At 72.7% G+C, this 21,014-nt stretch carries 17 protein-coding genes; 3 read left to right on the top strand and 14 right to left on the bottom strand.

Annotated elements, in window-relative coordinates; all coding sequences use genetic code 11:
- Window positions 1–9: 9 nt before the first annotated feature.
- Window positions 10–876, bottom strand: a complete 867-nt coding sequence (locus BX266_RS09605) for an ABC transporter permease (RefSeq protein ID WP_099898484.1) — start codon at window positions 874–876, stop codon at window positions 10–12.
- The gene (locus tag BX266_RS09610; protein ID WP_099898485.1) at window positions 873–3,602 is read right to left on the bottom strand and encodes an alpha/beta fold hydrolase; all 2,730 of its coding nucleotides are present in this window, start codon (window positions 3,600–3,602) and stop codon (window positions 873–875) included. The genes BX266_RS09605 and BX266_RS09610 overlap by 4 nt, the downstream gene beginning before the upstream one ends.
- Window positions 3,603–3,755: 153 nt before the next feature.
- Here BX266_RS09610 and BX266_RS09615 point away from each other — a divergent pair, with 153 nt between their 5' ends.
- Window positions 3,756–4,766: a mechanosensitive ion channel family protein gene (locus BX266_RS09615; protein ID WP_099898486.1), complete on the top strand. Its 1,011-nt coding sequence runs from the start codon at window positions 3,756–3,758 to the stop codon at window positions 4,764–4,766.
- 54 nt (window positions 4,767–4,820) lie between these two features.
- Here the strand turns inward: BX266_RS09615 and BX266_RS09620 are convergent, their stop codons facing one another.
- Together BX266_RS09620 and BX266_RS09625 are read right to left on the bottom strand one after the other, a co-directional pair.
- A complete protein-coding gene (locus BX266_RS09620) occupies window positions 4,821–5,285 on the bottom strand; it encodes a GNAT family N-acetyltransferase (RefSeq protein WP_099898487.1) in 465 nt (154 codons plus the stop codon).
- A 1-nt stretch (window position 5,286) separates the two neighbouring features.
- A complete protein-coding gene (locus BX266_RS09625) occupies window positions 5,287–6,225 on the bottom strand; it encodes an RluA family pseudouridine synthase (RefSeq protein WP_099898488.1) in 939 nt (312 codons plus the stop codon).
- 133 nt (window positions 6,226–6,358) lie between these two features.
- Here BX266_RS09625 and BX266_RS09630 point away from each other — a divergent pair, with 133 nt between their 5' ends.
- On the top strand, window positions 6,359–7,873 hold the full coding sequence (locus BX266_RS09630) for an FMN-binding glutamate synthase family protein (protein WP_099898489.1): 1,515 nt from the start codon (window positions 6,359–6,361) through the stop codon (window positions 7,871–7,873).
- Here BX266_RS09630 and lspA read toward each other — a convergent pair.
- Both lspA and BX266_RS09640 read right to left on the bottom strand, forming a co-directional pair.
- Window positions 7,870–8,559, bottom strand: a complete 690-nt coding sequence (lspA, locus tag BX266_RS09635) for a signal peptidase II (RefSeq protein WP_099898490.1) — start codon at window positions 8,557–8,559, stop codon at window positions 7,870–7,872. The two genes, BX266_RS09630 and lspA, sit on opposite strands and share 4 nt — an antisense overlap.
- A 154-nt stretch (window positions 8,560–8,713) precedes the next feature.
- Complete coding sequence (locus BX266_RS09640; RefSeq protein WP_259464628.1) at window positions 8,714–9,223, bottom strand: TraR/DksA family transcriptional regulator; 510 nt, start codon at window positions 9,221–9,223, stop codon at window positions 8,714–8,716.
- Between the two features lie 584 nt (window positions 9,224–9,807).
- Between BX266_RS09640 and ileS the strand changes: the two genes are divergently transcribed.
- Complete coding sequence (gene ileS, locus BX266_RS09645; protein ID WP_099898492.1) at window positions 9,808–12,972, top strand: isoleucine--tRNA ligase; 3,165 nt, start codon at window positions 9,808–9,810, stop codon at window positions 12,970–12,972.
- A gap of 552 nt (window positions 12,973–13,524) precedes the next feature.
- Here the strand turns inward: ileS and BX266_RS09650 are convergent.
- The 8 genes from BX266_RS09650 to murG all read right to left on the bottom strand — a co-directional run bounded on the left by BX266_RS09650 (window position 13,525) and on the right by murG (window position 21,012).
- The gene (locus BX266_RS09650; RefSeq protein WP_099898493.1) at window positions 13,525–14,853 is read right to left on the bottom strand and encodes a DivIVA domain-containing protein; all 1,329 of its coding nucleotides are present in this window, start codon (window positions 14,851–14,853) and stop codon (window positions 13,525–13,527) included.
- A 46-nt stretch (window positions 14,854–14,899) separates the two neighbouring features.
- Complete coding sequence (locus BX266_RS09655) at window positions 14,900–15,187, bottom strand: YggT family protein (protein WP_099898494.1); 288 nt, start codon at window positions 15,185–15,187, stop codon at window positions 14,900–14,902.
- A gap of 76 nt (window positions 15,188–15,263) precedes the next feature.
- Window positions 15,264–15,881: a cell division protein SepF gene (locus BX266_RS09660; RefSeq protein ID WP_099898495.1), complete on the bottom strand. Its 618-nt coding sequence runs from the start codon at window positions 15,879–15,881 to the stop codon at window positions 15,264–15,266.
- Between the two features lie 196 nt (window positions 15,882–16,077).
- Window positions 16,078–16,866 (bottom strand): YggS family pyridoxal phosphate-dependent enzyme, encoded by a 789-nt coding sequence (locus BX266_RS09665; protein WP_399169329.1) that lies wholly within the window; start codon window positions 16,864–16,866, stop codon window positions 16,078–16,080.
- Complete coding sequence (gene pgeF / locus BX266_RS09670; protein WP_099898496.1) at window positions 16,863–17,597, bottom strand: peptidoglycan editing factor PgeF; 735 nt, start codon at window positions 17,595–17,597, stop codon at window positions 16,863–16,865. The genes BX266_RS09665 and pgeF overlap by 4 nt, the downstream gene beginning before the upstream one ends.
- The gene (ftsZ, locus tag BX266_RS09675) at window positions 17,594–18,805 is read right to left on the bottom strand and encodes a cell division protein FtsZ (protein ID WP_099898497.1); all 1,212 of its coding nucleotides are present in this window, start codon (window positions 18,803–18,805) and stop codon (window positions 17,594–17,596) included. Before ftsZ ends, pgeF begins: the two co-directional genes overlap by 4 nt.
- A gap of 334 nt (window positions 18,806–19,139) precedes the next feature.
- Window positions 19,140–19,913 carry a cell division protein FtsQ/DivIB gene (locus BX266_RS09680; protein ID WP_099898498.1) on the bottom strand — a complete coding sequence of 258 codons (774 nt, stop codon included), beginning with the start codon at window positions 19,911–19,913 and terminating at the stop codon, window positions 19,140–19,142.
- Window positions 19,906–21,012, bottom strand: coding sequence for an undecaprenyldiphospho-muramoylpentapeptide beta-N-acetylglucosaminyltransferase (gene murG, locus BX266_RS09685; RefSeq protein ID WP_099898499.1), 1,107 nt, complete (start codon window positions 21,010–21,012; stop codon window positions 19,906–19,908). Before murG ends, BX266_RS09680 begins: the two co-directional genes overlap by 8 nt.
- Window positions 21,013–21,014: the final 2 nt, after the last annotated feature.

Consider the following 21,014-nt stretch of genomic DNA (forward strand, 5'->3'; position numbering starts at 1 on the left):
CACGCTCCGTCAGGACACCACGTCCTTCGCCGCGAACCCGCGGAAGGAGAGCGCGAGGAGCACCGCGGAGTAGGACAGCGATAGCACCACGCCCTGCACCATGCCGCCCCACTCCAGCTGGGGTTGCAGCGCGTCGGCCCAGGCGTACTGCCAGTGCGCGGGCAGCCACTCGCGCAGCGAGCCGAGCGCGGTGACGGCGTCCAGCACCCCGGTGATGATCGAGAGGAAGACCGCGCCGCCGACCGCGCCGAGCGGGGCGTCGGTGGCGGTGGAGAGCCAGAACGCCAGCGCGCCGACCACGATCTCGGCGAGGAAGACGTACAGCACGGCGATCGCCAGCCGCGGCAGCGCCTCGGTGGCGGACAGCGTCGCCCCGGTCGGCAGCTTCAGGTCGCCCCAGCCGTAGGCCGCGGTGCCGACCACCAGCCCGATGGCGGGCAGCAGCACCACCGCCGCGGCCGAGAACGCCAGCGCCACGGTGAACTTGCGGACCAGCAGCCGGGCCCGGGGGACGGGCGCGGCCAGCAGGTAGCGCAGCGAGGACCAGCTGGCCTCGGAGGCGACGGTGTCGCCGCAGAACAGCGCCACCGGGATGATCAGCAGGAAGCCGGTGCCCATGAACAGCAGGGTGGTGGCGAAGTTCGCGCCGGAGGCGGTGGCCAGCTCGATGAAGGTGGTGCGGTTCTCCCGTCCGGGCGTGCCGCCGATCTGGAAGGCGGCCAGCACGATGAACGGCAGCAGCGCGAGCACCGCGCCGATCACCAGGGTGCGGCGGCGGCGCAGCTGGCGCATCGCCTCGACCCGCAGCGGCAGCGTCCTTCCCGGGCGGTAGCCGGGCGCGGCGGTGCCGGGCCGGGGCTCGATCACGGTGCTCATGCCGCTCCTTGGATCAGGGACAGGAAGGCGTCCTCCAGCCGGCGCTGCGGGCCGACCCCGGCCACCGGCACGCCGAGGCGCACCAGTTCGGCGGTCAGCCGGCTCGCGGGCAGGCCGTCCAGGCGGACCAGCAGCCCGCCGTCCACGGCCTGCGCCGAGTCGACGCCGTCGAGCGCGGCCAGCTTCTCGGCGACCGCGTCGGCGCCCTCGAAGCCCGGGTCGACGCTGACCAGCAGCTGCTCGCCCGCGCCGGTGATCTCCGCCGTCGGACCGGCGACCACCAGGCGGCCGCGTTCCATCACCACCAGGTGGGTGCAGGACTGCTCGACCTCGGCGAGCAGGTGGCTGGAGACGATGACGGTGCGCCCGGCGGCGGCGTAACGGACCATCACCTCCCGCATCTCGCGGATCTGCGGCGGGTCCAGGCCGTTGGTCGGTTCGTCGAGGATCAGCAGGTCGGGCAGGCCGAGCATGGCCTGGGCGATCGCCAGCCGCTGCCGCATGCCCTGCGAGTAGGTGCGCACCGCACGATCCAGTGCCTCGCCGAGGCCGGCGATCTCCAGCGCCTCGGCGAAGTGCGCGTCCTGGACGGGCCGTCCGGTGGCCGCCCAGTACGACTCCAGGTTGGCCCGGCCGCTCAGGTGCGGGAGGAAGCCCGCGCCCTCGACGAACGCGCCGACCCGGGACAGCACCGGCGCGCCGGGGCGGATCGCGTGGCCGAACACCCGGATCTCGCCCTCGTCGGGGCGGATCAGTCCCATCAGCATCCGCAGCGTGGTGGTCTTGCCCGCGCCGTTCGGCCCGAGCAGGCCGAGCACCTGCCCGGCCTCCACCCGGAACGACAGGTCGCGCACCGCGTACCGGTCGGTGGAGCCCTTGTACTTCTTCGACAGCCCGGTGATCTGCAGCGGCACCCCGGCCAGCGCCGGGTCCGGCGCGGGCGCCGCGGCGCGCCGCCGCCGGGCGAACACCAGCAGCGCGGCGGCGCCGACCGCGACCAGCGGCAGCACCCAGGTGCGCTGCGGCAGCGGCGCCGCCTCGGTGCGCAGCCGGTCCACCGTCGGCACGGCCAGCGGACCGGCCGCCGAGACGGTGTAGGTGGCGGCCTGCGAGGGCGAGGCGTACGCCAGGTCGGTGCTGGCCAGCACCAGCCGCAGCCGGTGCCCGGCCGGGAACTCGTGGTCCACCGCGGGCAGCGTGACCTGCACGGCGCGCCCGCCCGCCGCGTCCGCGCCGGTCACCCGCAGCGGGGCGACGAGCTGCTGCGGAAGCGACTGCTTGCCGTCCGGCGCGACGTCGTACAGCTTGGCGAACAGCACCGCCTCCGGGGTGTCCGCCCGCACCTGGACCGGGACCGTCGGAGCACCCGTCAGGTGCAGCGGCCTGCCCAGCGGCGCGGAGTCGAAGGACGCGAACTGGCCGGGGAAGTCGATCGACAGGCCCGCGCCCACCGAGGACAGCTGGGCCAGCGCGCCGATGCCAGGCAGCGTCGAGATGTTCGGCGGCGAGCCGCCCGGCGGGTTGGCCAGCTGCTGCTCACGGCCCGTCAGCTGCACGCTCTGCTGCGCCGTTCCGCCGAGACCCGGGTACGCGTCGGCGTCCGCGCCGCGCAGCACGGCCTGGAAGCCCGTCGAGTCGACGCCGCCGGTCCGGGTCACCCGGAACGCGGGGCCGGTGTCGGTGTCCGCGCCCTTCAGGTAGTGGTCGAACCAGGACGTCACCCGCTGGTCCGCGCGGGTGCTGGTCTCCTGCCCGCCGTCGTGGCCCGCGCCGAACCAGTCCACCGCCACCGGGGCGCCGTTGGCGGCCACCGCCCTGGCGATCCGGTCGCCCTGATCGAGCGGGAACAGCGAGTCCTGCTGGCCCTGGACCACCAGCGTCGGCACCTTGATCTTCTCCGCCACCGAGGACGGACTCGACCGCTCGAGCAGCTTCACCGCGTCCGCGTCGGGGCGTCCGGCCGCCGCGACCCGGTTGTACATCGCGCACAGCTCGTCCCGGAACCGGCCGCACCCGACCGGGCCCGGGTCCTGCGCCGCGGGCTCGCCGAACCCGGCGGCCGAGCCGGTGGTGAAGAAGATCCCCGCCCACAGCTTCTTGAACACCCCGTCGGCGGCCGAACTCCCCTGCGCCGCCTGCGGGAACAGCGCGTCCGCCAGGTTCCACCAGGTGATCTGCGGTGCGATGGCGTCGATCCGGCTGTCGTACCCGGCGGCCAGCAGCGAGACCGCCCCGCCGTACGACGCGCCGGTGACGCCCACCCGCGGGTCGCCCGCCGCGTCCAACTGCACCTCGGGGCGCTGCGCCAGCCAGTCCACCAGCCCGGAGACGTCGGCGACCTCGCGCTCGGGCTGGTCCAGCCCGATCTGCCCGGACGACTTCCCGAACCCGCGCGCCGACCAGGTGAGCACCGCGTAGCCGTCCCGCGCCAACTCCTCGGCGCGCGACCGCAGCTCCTCCTTCGAGCCGCCGAACCCGTGCGCCAGCAGCACCGCGGGACGACGCTGCGACCCGCCGGAGGTGAAGAAGGAGGTGTCGATCCGGACGCTCCCGCTGCTCCCGGCGGCCTCCGGCAGCTCCAGGAACCGGTCCTCCCGGTGCACCTGCGCGGGCTCCCCCGCGACCGCGAACGCGCCACCACCGACCAGCAGGACGGCCACCGCACCGCCGGCCAGCACCGCCCTACGCCGCGTCAACCACCCGCGCCACGCCCCACCGAAGCCCATGACAGGTGATCCTAGCCGCGCGGCAAGTAAGACTCCCGTTAGCGCCCACCGCGAGCAGCGCCGCCGGGCGCCGACTCCCCATCCGCACGTCGGCCATCAGCCGCATCCCGCACGATATGGTGCAAATCCCCCACCGTTCCCGCGAGGTGCCCCGTGTTCTGGCCGCTCGTCAGCCTGCTGGTCGCGATCCTCGCCACCCTGCTGGTCGGCTGGGTGGTCGACCAGGTCCTGCAGCGGATCGCCGCCGCCCACCCGGACGCCCCGGTGTGGGAGCTGCTGCGGCGCTGCCGGATCCCGCTCCAACTGGTGCTGCTCTCCGCGCTGCTGCTGGCCGCCCGGCCCGCCCGCCGGATCTTCCGCACCGACGACGCCGACCTGCGCCACGGCGTCCTGCTGCTGCTGATCGCCTCGCTCGGCTGGCTGACCGTCCGGGTGCTGGCCGCCGCCCTGGAGGCCGTGTTCAGCCGCTACCAGACCGTCACCGAGGACGCGTCCCGGATCCAACGCGTCCGCACCCAGCTCGGGTTGGTCCGCCGCGGCGGCTCCGCCGTGGTCGCGGTGGTGACCGTCGGCGCGCTGCTGCTCACCTTCGACGCGATGCGCACCGTCGGCGCCAGCCTGCTGGCCTCGGCGGGCATCATCGGCATCGTGGCCGGCGTCGCCGCCCAGTCCGCGCTCGGCAACTTCTTCGCCGGGCTGCAGATCGCCTTCAGCGACACCGTGCGGATCGGCGACACCGTGGTCCTGGAGGGCCAGCAGGGCACCGTCGAGGAGATCACCCTCTCCTACCTGGTGCTGCGCCTGTGGGACTACCGCCGGCTGGTCGTCCCGGTGTCCTACTTCGTCTCCAAGCCGTTCGAGAACTGGACCCGCCGCGACCCCGGCCTGCTCGCCTGGGTGCTGCTCCACCTCGACCACCGCACCCCGGTGGAGGCCCTGCGCGCCGAGCTCAAGCAGTTCCTCGACTCCACCGACCTGTGGGACGGCCAGGAGTGGTCGCTGACCGTCACCGACACCACCCCGTCGACGATCGTGGTCCGGGCCATGATGACCTCGCACGACCCGGACACCGCCGCCGGACTCAAGCTCGCCGCCCGCGAGCACCTGATCGGCTTCCTGAGGGACCGTCACCCGGAGGCCCTCCCCCGGGTCCGCACCGAGTAGCGGCACGCGGAAGGGGCGCCGAGGCGAACCCTCGACGCCCCTCGCCGGCGAGCCCTACAGCACCCGCGTCATCGTGCGGTGCGGAATCCCCGCGTCGTCGTAGACCGGGCCCTCGGCCGCATAGCCGAGGCGCTCGTAGAACCCCAACGCCTGGACCTGGGCATGCAGTTCGACCTCGCGGGCGCCGTGCTCGCGGCCCAGCTCCTCGACCGCGCGCACCAGCCGGACACCCAGGCCGGTGCCGCGCGCGGCCTTGACCACGGCGAGCCGGCCGAGCAGCACCCGGCCCTCGATCCCGCCGGTCTTGCCGAGCGCCTCCGACCCGGAGATCAGCCGCGCCGTGCCCAGCGCGGCGCCGTCCGCACCGACGGCCAGCAGGTGCAGGGAGGTCGCGTCGTACTCGTCGTACTCCAACTCCTCGGGCACGTTCTGCTCGACCACGAACACCTCGTGCCGGACGCCGCGGGCCAGCGCCATGTCGTCCGCGCCGTCGACCACCCGGATCGAAATCGGGTCCATCTCAGCTCTCCTCGGCGATCACGTCGAGGGCGTGCTGCAGGTCCTCGGGGTAGCTGGAGGTGAACTCGACCCAGCGGCCGTCCTCGGGGTGCTCGAAGCCCAGCGAGACGGCGTGCAGCCACTGCCGGGTGAGGCCGAGCCGCTTGGCCAGCGTCGGGTCGGCGCCGTACGTCAGGTCGCCGACGCAGGGGTGCCGCAGCGCGGACATGTGCACCCGGATCTGGTGGGTGCGGCCGGTCTCCAGCTTGATGTCCAGCAGTGAGGCGGCGCGGTACGCCTCGATCAGGTCGTAGTGCGTGACGGACGGCTTGCCGTCCCGGGTTACCGCCCACTTCCAGTCGCTGCTGGGGTGGCGGCCGATCGGCGCGTCCACGGTGCCGGACAGCGGGTCGGGGTGGCCCTGGACCAGCGCGTTGTACTTCTTCTCCGTGACCCGGTCGTGGAACTGCCGCTTCAGGTCGGTGTAGGCGCGCTCGGACTTGGCGACCACCATGATCCCGGAGGTGCCGACGTCCAGGCGGTGCACCACGCCCTGGCGCTCGGCCGCGCCCGAGGTGGAGATCCGGTAGCCGGCCGCGGCGAGGCCGCCGATCACGGTGGGGCCGGTCCAGCCGGGGCTGGGGTGCGCGGCGACGCCGACCGGCTTGTCGATGACCACCACGTGGTCGTCGTCGTGGATGATCCGCATGCCCTCGACGGCCTCGGCGACGATCTGCACCGGGGCGGCGGGCGACGGGATCTCGACCTCCAGCCAGGACCCGGCGGTGACCCGGTCCGACTTCCCGGCCACCGCGCCGTCCAGGGTCACCTTGCCCTCGGCGGCGAGCTCGGCGGCCTTGGTGCGGGAGAACCCGAACATCCGGGCCAGGGCGGCGTCCAGCCGCTCGCCCTCCAGGCCGTCGGGTACGGGGAGGCTACGGGTCTGCGCTGCGATACTCACCCACCCGAGTATGCCCGACCCGCACCCCGCCCCCTGGCCGCAGGCCGGTCCCGGAGGCCTCCTAGCATCGGTTCGCACCACACGACGGCCGCCGTCAACGGGGACGGGGCCGGAACCGATGGGGGGAACGTCCATGAAGGCCCGCACGATCGGCACCGCCGCAGCGGCCGCGGTGGCCGCGCTCGCGGCCCGCGACCTGGTCCAGAAGCGGCACGCGCTGCTGCGGAACTTCCCGGTGGTCGGCCACGCCCGGTACCTGCTGGAGCGGATCGGGCCGGAGCTGCGGCAGTACATCGTGACCTCCAACGAGGAGGAGCGCCCGTTCAGCCGCGACCAGCGCAGCTGGATCTACGCCTCCGCGAAGGAGGAGAACAACTACTTCGGCTTCGGCACCGAGGTCGACGTCGCGCACGTCCAGGGGCACGCGTACCTGAAGCAGCGGACCTTCGCCGGCGCGCTGCCCGACGCCCACGACCCGCAGGCGCCGCTGCCCTCGGCCAAGGTGCTGGGCGGTCCGCGCGGGCGGGCGAAGGCGTTCCGGCCCGGCAGCGTGGTGAACATCTCCGCGATGAGCTTCGGCTCGCTGTCCGGCGCGGCGATCACCGCCCTCAACCGGGGCGCGGCGCTGGCGGGCGCGATGCACAACACCGGCGAGGGTGGCCTGTCCCCGCACCACCGCGGCGGCGGCGACCTGGTCCTGCAGCTGGGCACCTCCTACTTCGGCTGCCGCAACGACGACGGCACCTTCAACCTCGACAAGCTGAAGGACGTGGTCGCGGGCGCCCCGGTGCGGGCGATCGAGATCAAGCTGTCGCAGGGCGCCAAGCCGGGCCTCGGCGGAATGCTGCCGGGCGCGAAGGTCACCCCGGAGATCGCCGCGATCCGCGGCATCCCGGCGGGCCGGGACTGCGCCTCCCCGTCCCGGCACAGCGCCTTCGGCGACGTCGACTCGATGCTGGACTTCGTCGAGCTGCTCGCCGCCGAGACCGGCCTGCCGGTCGGGATCAAGAGCGCCGTCGGCGAGATGGGCTTCTGGCAGGAGCTGTCCGCCCTGATGGCGCGCGGCGACCGCGGCGTGGACTTCGTGACCGTCGACGGCGGCGAGGGCGGCACCGGCGCGGCGCCGCGGATCTTCGTCGACTCGGTGTCGCTGCCGTTCCGGATGGGCTTCACCCGGGTCTACGGCGCGTTCGCCGAGCAGGGGCTGACCGACCGGCTGACCTTCATCGGCTCCGGCAAGCTCGGCCTGCCGGAGAACGCGGCGGTCGCCTTCGCGCTGGGCGCCGACATGGTCAACGTGGCCCGGGAGGCGATGCTGTCGATCGGCTGCATCCAGGCCCAGAAGTGCCACACCGACAAGTGCCCGACCGGCATCGCCACCCAGAACCCCTGGCTGGCCCGCGGCCTCGACCCGGAGTCCAAGGCCACCCGGGCCGCGGTCTACCTGCGCACCCTGCGCAAGGAGCTGATGAAGGTGTCCTCGGCGCTCGGCGTCGCCCACCCGTCGCTGATCACGCCGGACGACATCGAGGTGCTGAACGGCGACTACGAGGCCCGCACGCTGGCCGGCGTGTACGGCTACAAGGAGGGCTGGGGCCGGCTCGGCCCGGAGCTGGCCGCGGAGATCACGGCGCTGCTGACCGCCTAGGCGTCGTCCCGCTGCTCGCCCTCGGCCCCCGCCCCGGACTCCGCCTTGGCGGGGGTCGCGCCGTGCGTGCTGCCGTCCGGGTTGGAGCCGCGGAAGGACAGCAGGACGACCAGGATGCCGCCGCAGACGATCGCCGAGTCGGCGAGGTTGAAGACCGCGAAGTGCTGGACCGAGATGAAGTCCACCACGTGGCCGCGGAACACCGACGGGGCGCGGAACAGCCGGTCGGTGAGGTTGCCGAGCGCGCCGCCGAGCAGCAGGCCGAGGGCGATCGCCCAGGGCAGGCTGTACAGCCGGCGGGCGATCCGCCAGATCACCACGATGACGCCGGCGGCGATCGCGGTGAACAGCACGGTCATCGCCTGGCCCATGCCGAACGCGGCGCCGGGGTTGCGGATCACCTGGAAGGTCATCCAGTCGCCGATCACGTTGATCGGGTTGGCCCGGCCCTCCAGCTTGGCGACCACCAGCAGCTTGGAGCCGAGGTCGATCAGGTAGGCGAGCAGCGCGACGGCCAGCAGCACGCTGATCCGGCGGCGGCGGACCACGGCCCGCGCGCCCTCGGCGGCGGTGGCCCCGGCGGACGGCCGTTCCTCGGGCGCGCTCACCTGCTCACCCGCCTCTTCGGGCCGGGCGGTGGGGACGGCGTCGTCCTGGGTCTGGTGGGAACCTGGCGTGCTGATGATCCGCTCCGCTGCCGTGTGGAAAGCCGGTCGACCTTACGGGGACGAGAGTACGACACCTCCCGCCCCGTTGGCCGCCGCGGCCGGGATTGATTCCCGGCACCCGGCCCGCCGCGGCCGGCCGGGCCCGCCGGGGCGGGCCGGCCGGCGCGGAGGGTCAGCGGCGTTCCTGCTTGGCCTTGCAGCTGACGCAGAGCGTGGCGCGCGGGAAGGCCTGCAGGCGGGCCTTGCCGACGGGCTGACCGCAGGACTCGCACACGCCGAAGCCGGTGCCCTCCAGGCGGGCCAGGGCGCGCTCGGTCTGGGCGAGGCTGTCGCGGGCGTTGTTGGCCAGCGAGAGCTCGCTCTCCCGGTTGATGTTCTTGGTGCCGGCGTCGACCTGGTCGTCGCCCGCGCCGTCGTTGGAGTCGCGCATCAGGCCGGCGATGGCGGCCTCGGAGGCCTCGATCTCGGCGCGCAGCCGGAGCAGGTCGGACGCCAGCTCGTCGTGCAGCTCGGCGACCTCCTCGGCCGTCCACGGGTCCTCGCCGGGACGGACCGGCAGCTCGGCCGGGTCGACCGACTCGGCGCCGCCGCGGGCGCCCGAGCCCGCCGGCACGTGGGTGCGGCTGGTGGCCGCGGTGTGTCCGGTGGTGCCGGTCTTCCGCCGTGCGGTGCTGGTGCTCACGGTCCCCTCCCCTGGGTCGCCCGCCATGGCCTTGCGCGACCTCGTGGTCACGTTTCCTGTCGCCTTCTCAGCCATGGCTTTCGACCTCATTCACGAATGATCAGATGCGTCGGTTCCCGACGATCTTGCCGGTCCCGGAACGATAAACCTCATCGAATCCGCCCACAACGGGACATACCGAAACGTTCAGTCGATCCCACCCGCGCAGCCGCCGTCGGTGTCGGCGCTGCACAAGTTGTGCCCAGATCGCTTGCCGCTAACCACCCGGCCTCCCGGCTCGCGGGTGCGCGAATCGGCTTGCGGGGGCCGATACACTGGGCCCTGCAAGGCGCAGATGGGACGAGTACCGACGTACGCAGCCAGTAGCGACCCGGGGGCGGTGGGAGCCCGGGGGTGTGCGCGGCGGGAAGATCACCCCGGAGCCGCCGGAAGAACGGCCCAGCCCAGGGCCTAGTAGAACCGGCCGCAAACCCAAAGAGAGGGCCGCAGCGCGCGCGGTCAAGGAGGGTGGTACCGCGGGACGGCTCGCCGTCTCGTCCCTCCGTCGGAGCCAGTCCACGCATCCGCCGGAGGTAGACGCCCCCATGTCGCCCACGTACAACGCCGTTCCCGCGAAGGTAGACCTGCCCGCGGTCGAGCACGGCATCCTCTCCTTCTGGCAGGACCAGAAGGTCTTCCAGCGCAGCCTGGAGCAGTCCGAGGGCCGCCCCGAGTGGGTGTTCTACGAGGGCCCGCCGACCGCCAACGGCATGCCGGGCGCGCACCACATCGAGGCCCGCGTCTTCAAGGACGTGTTCCCGCGCTTCCGCACCATGAAGGGCTACCACGTGGCCCGCAAGGCCGGCTGGGACTGCCACGGCCTGCCGGTGGAGCTCGCGGTCGAGAAGGAGCTGGGCTTCTCCGGCAAGCCGGACATCGAGAAGTACGGCATCGCCGAGTTCAACGCCAAGTGCCGCGACTCGGTGACCCGGCACACCGACGCCTTCGCCGAGCTGACCCGCCGGATGGGCTACTGGGTCGACCTCGACGAGGCCTACCGCACCATGGACCCGTCCTACATCGAGTCGGTGTGGTGGTCGCTGCAGCAGATCTTCGACAAGGGCCTGCTGGTGCAGGACCACCGGGTCGCCCCGTGGTGCCCGCGCTGCGGCACCGGCCTGTCCGACCACGAACTGGCCCAGGGCTACGAGACCGTGGTCGACCCCTCGGTGTTCGTGCGCTTCCCGCTCACCTCCGGCCCGCTGGCCGGCACCGCCGCCCTGCTGGTGTGGACCACCACCCCGTGGACCCTGGTCTCCAACACCGCGGCCGCCGTCCACCCCGAGGTGACCTACGTGGTCGCCACCGACGGCAACGAGCGCCTGGTGGTCGCCGAGCCGCTGGTCGCCAAGGTGCTCGGCGTGGGGGTACCTCCCAGCCCGCTGGGGCCAGGGGGCGGCTGGGAACTCACCGGCGAGTCCTTCACCGGCGCCGAGATGGAGCGCTGGCACTACCGGCGGCCGTTCGAGCTGGTCGAGATCCCGGACGCGCACTACGTGCTGACGGCCGACTACGTCACCACCGAGGACGGCACCGGCATCGTCCACCAGTCGCCCGCGTTCGGCGCCGACGACCTCGCGACCTGCCGCCGCTACGACCTGCCGGTGGTCAACCCGGTGGAGACCGACGGCACCTTCGCCGCCGACGTGCCGCTGGTCGGCGGGGTGTTCTTCAAGAAGGCCGACGAGACCCTGGTCGCCGATCTGGCGGCCCGTGACCTGCTGTTCCGTCACCTCCCGTACGAGCACAGCTACCCGCACTGCTGGCGCTGCCACACCGCGCTGCTGTACTACGCGCAGCCGTCCTGGTACATCCGGACCACCGCCGTCAAGGACGCGATGATCCGCGAGAACGAGGCCACCAACTGGTACCCGGAGACGGTCAAGCACGGCCGCTTCGGCGACTGGCTGAACAACAACATCGACTGGGCGCTGTCCCGCAACCGGTACTGGGGCACCCCGCTGCCGATCTGGCGCTGCCAGGACGACCACCTCACCTGCGTCGGCTCGCTCGCCCAGCTCTCGGAGCTGACCGGCGCCGACCAGTCCGGGCTGGACCCGCACCGCCCGTTCATCGACGAGGTCACCTTCCCCTGCCCGCAGTGCTCCACCACCGCGGTCCGGGTGCCCGAGGTGATCGACGCCTGGTACGACTCGGGCTCCATGCCGTTCGCGCAGTACGGCTACCCGTACCGCAACAAGGAGCTGTTCGAGAAGCGCTACCCGGCGCAGTTCATCTCCGAGGCGATCGACCAGACCCGCGGCTGGTTCTACACGCTGATGGCCGTCGGCACCCTGGTGTTCGACAAGAACAGTTACGAGAACGTGGTCTGCCTCGGCCACATCCTGGCCGAGGACGGCCGCAAGATGTCCAAGCACCTGGGCAACATCCTGCAGCCGATCCCGCTGATGGACGAGCACGGCGCCGACGCGGTGCGCTGGTTCATGGCCGCCGGCGGCTCCCCCTGGGCGGCCCGCCGGGTCGGCCACGGCACCATCCAGGAGGTGGTCCGCAAGACCCTCCTCACCTACTGGAACACCGTCGCGTTCCAGGCCCTGTACGCCCGCCCCGCCGGCTGGGCCCCCTCCGCCGGCGACCCGGCCCCGGCCGACCGCCCGGTCCTCGACCGCTGGGTGCTGTCCGAGCTGAACACCCTGGTGCGCGAGGTGGACGCCGCCTACGAGGCCTACGACACCCAGCGGGCCGGCAAGCTGCTGTCCGGCTTCGTCGACGACCTCTCCAACTGGTACGTCCGCCGCGGCCGCCGCCGCTTCTGGCGGGCCGACGCCGCCGCGCTGGCCACCCTGCACGAGGCGCTGGAGACGGTCACCCGGCTGATGGCCCCGCTCACCCCGTTCATCACCGAGCGGGTCTGGCAGGACCTGGTCGTCCCGGTCACCCCGGACGCCCCCGTGTCGGTCCACCTCAGCAGCTGGCCGGTCGCCGACGAGACCCTCGTCGACCCCGAGCTCTCCAAGCACATGGCGCTGGCCCGCCGCCTGGTCGAGCTCGGCCGCGCCACCCGCGCCGAGTCCGGGGTGAAGACCCGTCAGCCGCTCTCCCGCGCGCTGATCGCCGCCCAGGGCTGGGAGGAGCTCCCCGCCGACCTGCGCGCCCAGATCGCCGAAGAGCTCAACGTGGTGGCCCTGGAATCCCTGGCCCAGGTCGGGGGCTCGCTGGTCGACACCTCCGCGAAGGCCAACTTCCGCGCCCTCGGCAAGCGCTTCGGCAAGGGCGTCCAGGACGTCGCCAAGGCCGTCGCCGCCGCCGACGCCGCCAAGCTCTCCGCCGAGCTGCGCGCCACCGGCTCGACCTCCGTCGAACTGGACGGCGAGACGGTCACCCTCTCCCCCGAGGAGGTGATCATCACCGAGACCCCGCGCGAGGGCTGGGCCGTCGCCAACGAGTCCGGCGCCACCGTCGCCCTCGACCTGGAGATCACCCCGGAGCTCAAGCGCCTCGGCGTGGCCCGCGACGTGGTCCGGCTGGTCCAGGACGCCCGGAAGAACTCCGGCCTGGAGATCACCGACCACATCCACCTCCAGCTCGGCACCACCGATCAGGACACCCTGGCCGGCCTCACCGAGCACCAGTCCCTGATCGCCGAAGAGGTCCTCGCCGACACCCTCGGCCTCGCCGTCACCGACCCCGACGCCCCGCGCTTCACCGACGAGGACCTCGCCCTGGAGTTCACCCTCCGCAAGGCCTGAGCACCTCCCCGGCAACCCCGGCCGGGGAACCAGAAGGCGCTGCGCTTCGGCAACCCCCGGCCGGGGAACGCAGTAGCGCTGCGCTTCGGCAGGACCCGCCGGGGGGCACGCGCTGCGCTTCGGCAGCACCCGGCCGCGGCAAGCACGAAAGCGCTGCGCTCCGGCAACCCCCGGCCGGGGAACCAGAAAGCGCTGCGCTTCGGCAGGACCCGCCGGGGGGCACGCGCCACGCTTCGGCAGCACCCGGCCGCGGCAAGCACGAAAGCGCTGCGCTCCGGCAACCCCCGGCCGGGGAACGCAGTAGCGCTGCGCTTCGGCAGGACCCGCCGGGGGGCACGCGCTGCGCTTCGGCAGCACCCGGCCGCGGCAAGCACGAAAGCGCTGCACTCCGCCAGCCCCCGGCCGGGGGAGGCGCGGAAGTGCGGCGGTTCGGTTGTGCGGGACTGCGGCCCCGTGCCCCGCGAGGGGCCCGGGGCCGGGTGCGTGTGCGAGCACGGCGAAGGGCGCCCCCGGCCGTGGTGGCCAAGGGCGCCCTTTCGTCAGCGCGAGCGCTTAGTTGTCGCCGTCCTCGTCGATCAGGAAGCCCCGCATCGGCGCGGGAGCCTGCTGCATCGGCTGCGGCGGCTGCGGGCGGACGGCAGCCATCGGCTGGGTCATGCCCGCGGGGGCCATCGCCCCGTTGGAGCCGGCGGACGGGCCGCCGAACGACGGGGCGCCGGCCGAGCTGCCGAAGGAGCCGCCGAACGACTGGTTGCCGCCGAAGGACGGGTTCGACCCGAAGGACGGCGCCGAGGAGGACATCGCGGAGGCACCGGCGGGAGCCATCGACGACGCGGCCGGCGGCAGCGACGCGGTGGCGGGGATCCGCGGCGGGGCGAGCGAGTCGTCCGCCTGCGACTCCAGCTGGCGCAGCTGGGTCTCCAGGTAGGACTTCAGCCGCGTGCGGTACTCGCGCTCGAAGGCGCGCAGGTCCTCGACCTTGCGCTCCAGGGTGGCGCGGGCGGACTCCAGGGAGCCCATCGCGACGCGGTGCTTCTCCTGGGCGTCCCGCTCCAGTGCGTCGGCCTTGGAACGGGCGTCCCGCTCCAGGCCCTCGGCGCGGCTGCGGGCCTCGCCGACGATCTTGTTGGCCTCGGAGCGGGCCTCGGAGATGGCCTGGTCCGCGGTCTGCTGGGCGAGCGCCAGGACACGGGCGGCGCTGTCGCCGCCGGGGCCCTGCTGCTGCTGCATCGGGTTGCCCATCGGGCCGCCCATCGGCTGCAGCTGCTGCCCCATCGGCTGGAGCTGCTGCCCGCCCATCGGCTGCAGCTGCTGGCCGCCCATCTGCTGGCCCATCTGCTGCTGCATCGGGTTGCCCATGGGCTGGAGCATCTGACCGCCCATCGGCTGCACCAGCTGCTGCTGGCCGCCCATGGTCTGGCCCATCTGCTGCTGCTGCATCGGGTTGCCCATCGGGCCGCCCTGACCGGCGGGCAGCTGCGGCGCGCCGGACGGCAGGCCGAGCGGCTGGTTGCCCATGCCCTGCTGGGGGCCGCCCATCTGCTGCGGGCCACCGAGCTGCTGGCCGCCGAGCTGCTGCGGACCGGGGCCCTGCTGCTGGCCGGGCACCGGCGGGCCGGATATGGCGGCGGGGACGGGGGCGCCGGGGCGGCCGCCGTCCTGCGGGGCCTGCTGCTCCTTGCGCATGTTCGCCTGGTTCTGCGCGGCGGCACGCGTGGCGGCGGCCAGCTTGGCGCGCAGGTCCTCGTTCTCGCGCAGCAGGCGGGTCAGCTCGGCTTCGACCTCGTCGAGGAAGGCATCGACCTCGTCCTCGTCATAGCCTTCGCGCAGGCGGACGGTCGTGAACTGCTTGTTCCGAACGTCCTCGGGGGTCAATGGCATCTCTTCACCTCAACGTGATCGTCGGACCGGCATCCTGTCGCATCGTTCAGAACGACAGGCGCTGCACGAGCGAGATCAGGACATACACAATGATCATCAGTACGAAGAAGGACAGGTCGAGCGCCACGCCCCCGAGACGCAACGGCGGGATGAAACGCCGAAGAAGCTTGAGTGGCGGATCCGTGACAGTGTACGTGGCCTCCAGCACCACGACCATGGCCTTCCCGGGACGCCATGAGCGGGCGAACTGGAACACCCAGTCCATGACCAACCTGAAGAGCAGGATCAGCAGGAACACGGTCAGCACCCAGTAGAGCACCGAACCGAAGATCATCGCGTCTCCCTCTCCCTGGCCGACGTTCCGTCAGTGACGCACTGTCGATGGATCCACACATGTAGTCGTGGCCGGGTCAGCTCTGGTTGAAGAACCCACCCTCGGCGATCCGAGCCTTGTCCTCCGCCGTGACATCGACGTTAGCAGGCGACAGCAGGAACACCTTCTGTGTCACGCGCTCGATACTGCCGTGCAGACCGAAGACCAGTCCAGCCGCGAAGTCTACGAGCCGCTTCGCGTCCGTGTCGTCCATCTCGGTCAAATTCATGATCACAGGAGTGCCGCCGCGGAACTGTTCGCCGATGGTACGGGCCTCGTTGTAGGTCCGGGGGTGCAGCGTGGTGATGCGGTACGGCTCTCGTTCGTTGACGACCTTGGGCATGATCACCGGGGTGCTCTTCTCCAGGTTGCGGTGGCGCTCGGATGTGATGGACGACACGGGAGCCATGCGCGGCTGCTCCTGCCGGATCGGCACTGCGGCGGGCACCGGCTGGGGCGCGATGTGGGCCACGGGCGCCGGCTGGGCGGCGGGTGCGGGGGCGGGCTGAGCGGCCCGGAGGTCCTCGGTGCGACCGGTGCGGATCGGCTCCGGGTCGGTGTCGTAGTCGTCGTCGGGGTCGTACCCCTGGCTGTCGTAGGTCTCGTCCTCGACCAGGCCGAGATAGACCGCCATCTTGCGCATCGCGCCGGCCATGCTGCTGTCTCCTCCGCTCATGCGCCCACCGTGTCGCCCTGCGGATGCCGTGGTCCTCTTACGACCTGTCAGGCCGACGGTCCGTCAGACCGCGGAGGTGTGCGCTCGGATGCGATCCACGGTTTACCAGCAGACTGATCATCTGCTAGGTTCTGTCCTATTTTGTCCTGCAGTCTGATCTACTTACTCGGTGACGTTACCCGAGCGGTGACCGCACTCCGAGCACCGCCGTACCGACGCGTACATGTGTCGCTCCGGTGGCGATGGCCTGCTCCAAATCCCCGCTCATCCCTGCCGAAACCATCGTGGCAGCCGGATGGGCCGCGCGTACGGCGCTTGCGATTTCCGCAAGGCGCGCGAAGGCGCGCGCGGGGTCTCCCGCGAGCGGGCCGGCCAGCGGTGCGACCGTCATCACACCGTCCAGGCGCAGCCCGGGCGTGTCGGCGATCCGGTCGGCCAGCGCGAGCACCTCGGACGGGGCGACCCCCGCGCGGTGCTCCCCCTCCCCGGCCTCCTTGTCGAGGGCGACCTGCACCAGGCAGCCCAGCGGCGGGCGTTCGGCGCTGCGGACCGCGGCGGCCAGCGAGTCGACCAGGCGCTCCCGGTCCACCGAGTGCACCAGGTCCGCGTAACGGACCACCGAGCGGGCCTTGTTGGTCTGCAGCTGTCCGACGAAGTGCCAGGTCAGCGGGAGGTTCACGCACTGCTCGGCCTTGGGCGCGGCGTCCTGGTCGCGGTTCTCCGCGACGTCGCTGACGCCGAGTCCGGCCAGCAGGGCGGTGTCCTCGGCGGGGTAGGTCTTGGTCACCACGATCAGGGTGACCTCCTCGCGCGAGCGGCCCGCCGCGGCGCAGGCGTCGGCGATCCGGCGCTCGACCACGTCGAGGTTGGCGCCGAGCTGCTCGAAGCGGGCCCGCTGAGCGTCCGTCAGGGCGGCCGCGAAGGCGGAGTCGCCCGGGAACGGCCCGTAGATGTCGTTCGTCATGAGTGTGGAGGCCCCAGCCAGACGTAGCTGGCGAGTCGGCCGGTCCGCTGCTCCCTGCGGTAGGAGTAGTGGTCCGGTGATTCGAGGGTGCAGACAGACGATCGCACCACATCGTGCACGCCCGCCTCGGCGAGCTGCGCGGCGACCCCGGCCGGCACGTCCAGCGCGGGTGTGCCCCAGGAGGTCTCGGCGTACGCGGCCGGGACGGTCCTCGCGACCTCGGCGCGCATCGCGTCCGGCACCTCGTAGCAGCGGCCGCAGACCGCGGGGCCGGTGGCGGCGAGGATCCGCTCGGGGCGGGCGCCGAGTTGGCGCATCGCGGCCACCACGGCGGGGACCACCCCGGCGGCCAGGCCCGGGCGGCCGGCGTGCGCCGCGCCGACCACTCCGGCGGCCGGATCGGCCAGCAGCACCGGGGTGCAGTCCGCGGTGAGCACCGCGAGGGCCAGCGGGCGGTCGGTGACCACGGCGTCCACCGTCGGGGCGGTGCCCTCGGGCTGGCGCTCCGTCACCACCGCGACCTCGGCGCCGTGCACCTGGTTCATCCAGACCACATCGGCCGGATCCAGTCCCAGCTGCCGGGCGGTGAAGAAACGGTTCTGCTTGACGGCTTCGGGCGAATCCCCCACCGCGCCCCCGAGGTTCAGCTCCCCGTACGGCGAGGTGCTCACCCCGCCCCACCGGGTGGTGGAGGCGAAGTGAGCACCGTTGCGAAAGGCCGTACTGATCACTTCAGGAAGTCCGGCACGTCGAGCTCCTCGGCGGGGCTCTCGACGTACGGCTGCCGGACGGGCTGCACCTGCGGCGGCACCGGCGGCGCGGTCGCGGTCGACGGGGCCGGGGCCTCGGCGGCGCGGGACGGCTCGTCGGCGCGGGTGACCGAGCCGATCGTGCCGTAGGACGGGCGGGTCGCCGGGCGCTCCGGGGCGGCGGCGGGGGCGGCCGCGGCGGACGCCGACTTCACCACCGGCTCGCGCACGATCGCCGGCGGCTGGCCGCCGTCGAAGCCGGCCGCGATCACGGTGACCCGGACCTCGTCGCCGAGCGCGTCGTCGATGACCGCGCCGAAGATGATGTTCGCCTCCGGGTGGGCCGCCTCGCTGACCAGCTGGGCCGCCTCGTTGATCTCGAACAGGCCGAGGTCGGAGCCGCCGGAGATGGAGAGCAGCACGCCGCGGGCGCCGTCGATGGACGCCTCCAGCAGCGGCGAGGAGATCGCCATCACCGCGGCGGCCTTGGCACGGTCCTCGCCGCGCGCCGAGCCGATGCCCATCAGCGCCGAACCGGCGTCCGACATCACCGACTTGACGTCGGCGAAGTCCAGGTTGATCAGGCCGGGGGTGGTGATCAGGTCGGTGATGCCCTGCACACCGGAGAGCAGCACCTGGTCCGCCGAGCGGAACGCGTCCAGCACCGAGACCTGGCGGTCGGAGATCGACAGCAGTCGGTCGTTCGGGATGACGATCAGGGTGTCGACCTGCTCGCGCAGGCTGGCGATGCCGTCCTCGGCCTGGTTGGCGCGGCGGCGGCCCTCGAAGGTGAACGGGCGGGTGACCACGCCGATGGTGAGCGCGCCGAGCGAGCGGGCGATGTTGGCCACCACCGGCGCGCCGCCGGTGCCGGTGCCGCCGCCCTCGCCGGCCGTCACGAAGACCATGTCGGCCCCCTTGAGGACCTCCTCGATCTCCTCCCGGTGGTCCTCGGCGGCCTTCCGGCCGACCTCGGGGTTGGCGCCGGCGCCGAGGCCGCGGGTGAGCTCCCGGCCGACGTCGAGCTTCACGTCGGCGTCGCTCATCAGCAGCGCCTGGGCGTCGGTGTTGATCGCGATGAATTCGACGCCCTTGAGCCCGACCTCGATCATCCGGTTGATGGCGTTGACTCCGCCGCCGCCGATGCCGACGACCTTGATGACCGCGAGGTAATTCTGGGGTGCTGCCACGTCGGGGCCTCTCGCCTCGAATTTCCGGGTCGGCTCCCCATGGATACGAAGGCCGACGGATGTCGATGGGTGGGAAGCACGTGGTTCCAACCCGAACCCTAAACTTGAGGTTGAGGGTTATGGCTGTGCCCGTGTCACCTCGGTGTCGAGCACAGCTCGTTGACACAGGACAGTAGGTCGCAACCGGCGCGTGTTTCAACGAACACGCCGAGCTTCCCTTTTTCTTTTGAGCCTATGTGATCATCGACCCCCCGGTGAAACCGGGGTGACCACCAAGGGTCGGACCGGAGCCGCGACTCCGTCAATACCGCCCCCCGGTACAGAACTTACCGGATCAACCCGACACGGCCGGGGCATCCGGCGCACTCACGTCGTAATTCGACGCTTTCCGACCGAGCAGTGCGGTCAACACCCGCGACTTGCGCGGCGTGTCCTCCGCGCTGCCCCAGCGGACCGTGGCGCCGGAGGCGAGTTGGAGGCGGATGTCGTCGTAGGAGTAGACCGTGAGCGAACCGGCCTGCTTGGCGACGTCCGGAGGGAGGCCGGCGGCGACCGTGACGGCCGAGCGGACCAGGGCGGGGCGGTCGATGACGGGGAGGGCGTCCAGCGCGGGCTGGGCCAGCTGGAGGGCCACCACGGGGACGCCGGAGGGGGGTTGGGGTTCGGTGGCGAACTCCACACCCTGGGCGTCGACCTGGACGAAGCGGCCGTCGTCGGCCCGGACCGCGGCCACCGCCCGGCGTTCCGTCACCTTGACGCGGAGGGTGTGCGGCCAGCCGCGCCAGACCTCGACCTGCGCCACCCGGGGCACCTTCGCCACCTCGGCGCGGGCCCGGTCCAGGTCGACCCGGGCCAGCGGGCCGCGCGCGGTGGCGCCCAGCGCCCGCTCGACCTCGTCCTGGGTGAGCCGGCCGGAGTCCAGGCCCTGGACGGCGACCCGGCGGACGTCCAGCGCGGAGGAGAAGAACACCGTCCAGGCGAGGCTGCCGACCAGCAGCGCGCCCAGCGCCACCAGCACCACGACGCCCCGCCTGGACAGCCGGAGCCGGGGCGGACGGGCCTCGTCGCCGTCCTCCCCGAGCTCCTCCTCGTACTCCTCGTCAGCCACGACGCCGGCCGCCGCGGGCGGCCTCGATCGCCTCGTACACCATCTGCACCAGCAGGTCGTCGGCGTCCCGGCGGCCGAACTCGGCGGCCGAGCGCGACATCTCCCACAGCCGGGCCGGGTCGGTGAGCACCGGCAGGACGTTCTTCAGCACCCAGTCCGTGGTCAGGTCGGCGTCGTCGACCAGCAGGCCGCCGCCCGCCTTCACCATCGGCTGGGCGTTCAGCCGCTGCTCGCCGTTGCCGATCGGCAGCGGCACGAACGCGGCCGGCAGGCCGACCGCGGCCAGCTCGGCGACCGTCATCGCGCCGGCCCGGCAGAGCATCATGTCGGCCGCCGCGTAGGCCAGGTCCATCCGGTCCAGGTACGGCACCGCCCGGTACGGCGGCATGCCCGGGATGTCGTCGATGGTCGGCAGCTCGTTCTTCGGGCCGACCGCGTGCAGGATCTGCACCCCGTACTGCTGGAGCCGGGGCGCGATCGCCTGCACCGTCTCGTTCAGCCGGCGGGCGCCCTGCGAGCCGCCGGACACCAGCAGGGTGGGCAGCCGCTGGTCCAGGCCGAAGTAGTGCCGGGCCTCGGGGCGGACGGTGCCGCGGTCCAGGGTGGCGATGGTGCGGCGCAGCGGGATGCCGATGTACCGGGAGTCGCGCAGCTTGGAGTCCGGGGTGGAGACCGCCACGAAGTCGCTGTAGCGGGCGCCGATCTTGTTGGCCAGGCCCGGGCGGGCGTTCGCCTCGTGCACCACGATCGGCACGCCGGCCCGCTTGGCCGCCAGGTAGGCGGGCATCGCGACGTAGCCGCCGAAGCCGACCACCACGTCCGCGTTCACCCGCTCGATGACCTGCTGGGCGGCACGCACGGTGCCGCGCAGCCGGCCCGGGACGGTGATCAGTTCCGGGGTGGGCTTGCGGGGCAGCGGCACGGCCGGGATCAGCGCCAGCTCGTAGCCGCGCTCCGGGACCAGCCGGGTCTCCAGGCCGCGCTCGGTGCCGAGAGCGGTGATCCCGACGGACGGGTCGTGCCTGCGCAGCGCGTCCGCGAGCGCCATGGCCGGCTCGATGTGACCGGCGGTCCCGCCGCCGGCGAGTACGACATGCACCG

It is taken from the genome of Streptomyces sp. TLI_171 (assembly GCF_003610255.1).
In the GTDB taxonomy this organism is placed as follows: Bacteria; Actinomycetota; Actinomycetes; order Streptomycetales; family Streptomycetaceae; genus Kitasatospora.

What these genes read in the sequence shown, in the direction of transcription:
- BX266_RS09610 (WP_099898485.1), bottom strand. Translation starts at nt 3,602, where the DNA reads ATGGGCTTCGGTGGGGCGTGGCGCGGGTGGTTGACGCGGCGTAGGGCG.
- BX266_RS09660 (WP_099898495.1), bottom strand. Translation starts at nt 15,881, where the DNA reads ATGGCCGGCGCGATGCGCAAGATGGCGGTCTATCTCGGCCTGGTCGAG.
- BX266_RS09665 (WP_399169329.1), bottom strand. Translation starts at nt 16,866, where the DNA reads ATGACGAACGACATCTACGGGCCGTTCCCGGGCGACTCCGCCTTCGCG.
- BX266_RS09605 (WP_099898484.1), bottom strand. Translation starts at nt 876, where the DNA reads ATGAGCACCGTGATCGAGCCCCGGCCCGGCACCGCCGCGCCCGGCTAC.
- BX266_RS09630 (WP_099898489.1), top strand. Translation starts at nt 6,359, where the DNA reads ATGAAGGCCCGCACGATCGGCACCGCCGCAGCGGCCGCGGTGGCCGCG.
- BX266_RS09655 (WP_099898494.1), bottom strand. Translation starts at nt 15,187, where the DNA reads ATGATCTTCGGTTCGGTGCTCTACTGGGTGCTGACCGTGTTCCTGCTG.
- BX266_RS09620 (WP_099898487.1), bottom strand. Translation starts at nt 5,285, where the DNA reads ATGGACCCGATTTCGATCCGGGTGGTCGACGGCGCGGACGACATGGCG.
- ileS (WP_099898492.1), top strand. Translation starts at nt 9,808, where the DNA reads ATGTCGCCCACGTACAACGCCGTTCCCGCGAAGGTAGACCTGCCCGCG.
- BX266_RS09650 (WP_099898493.1), bottom strand. Translation starts at nt 14,853, where the DNA reads ATGCCATTGACCCCCGAGGACGTTCGGAACAAGCAGTTCACGACCGTC.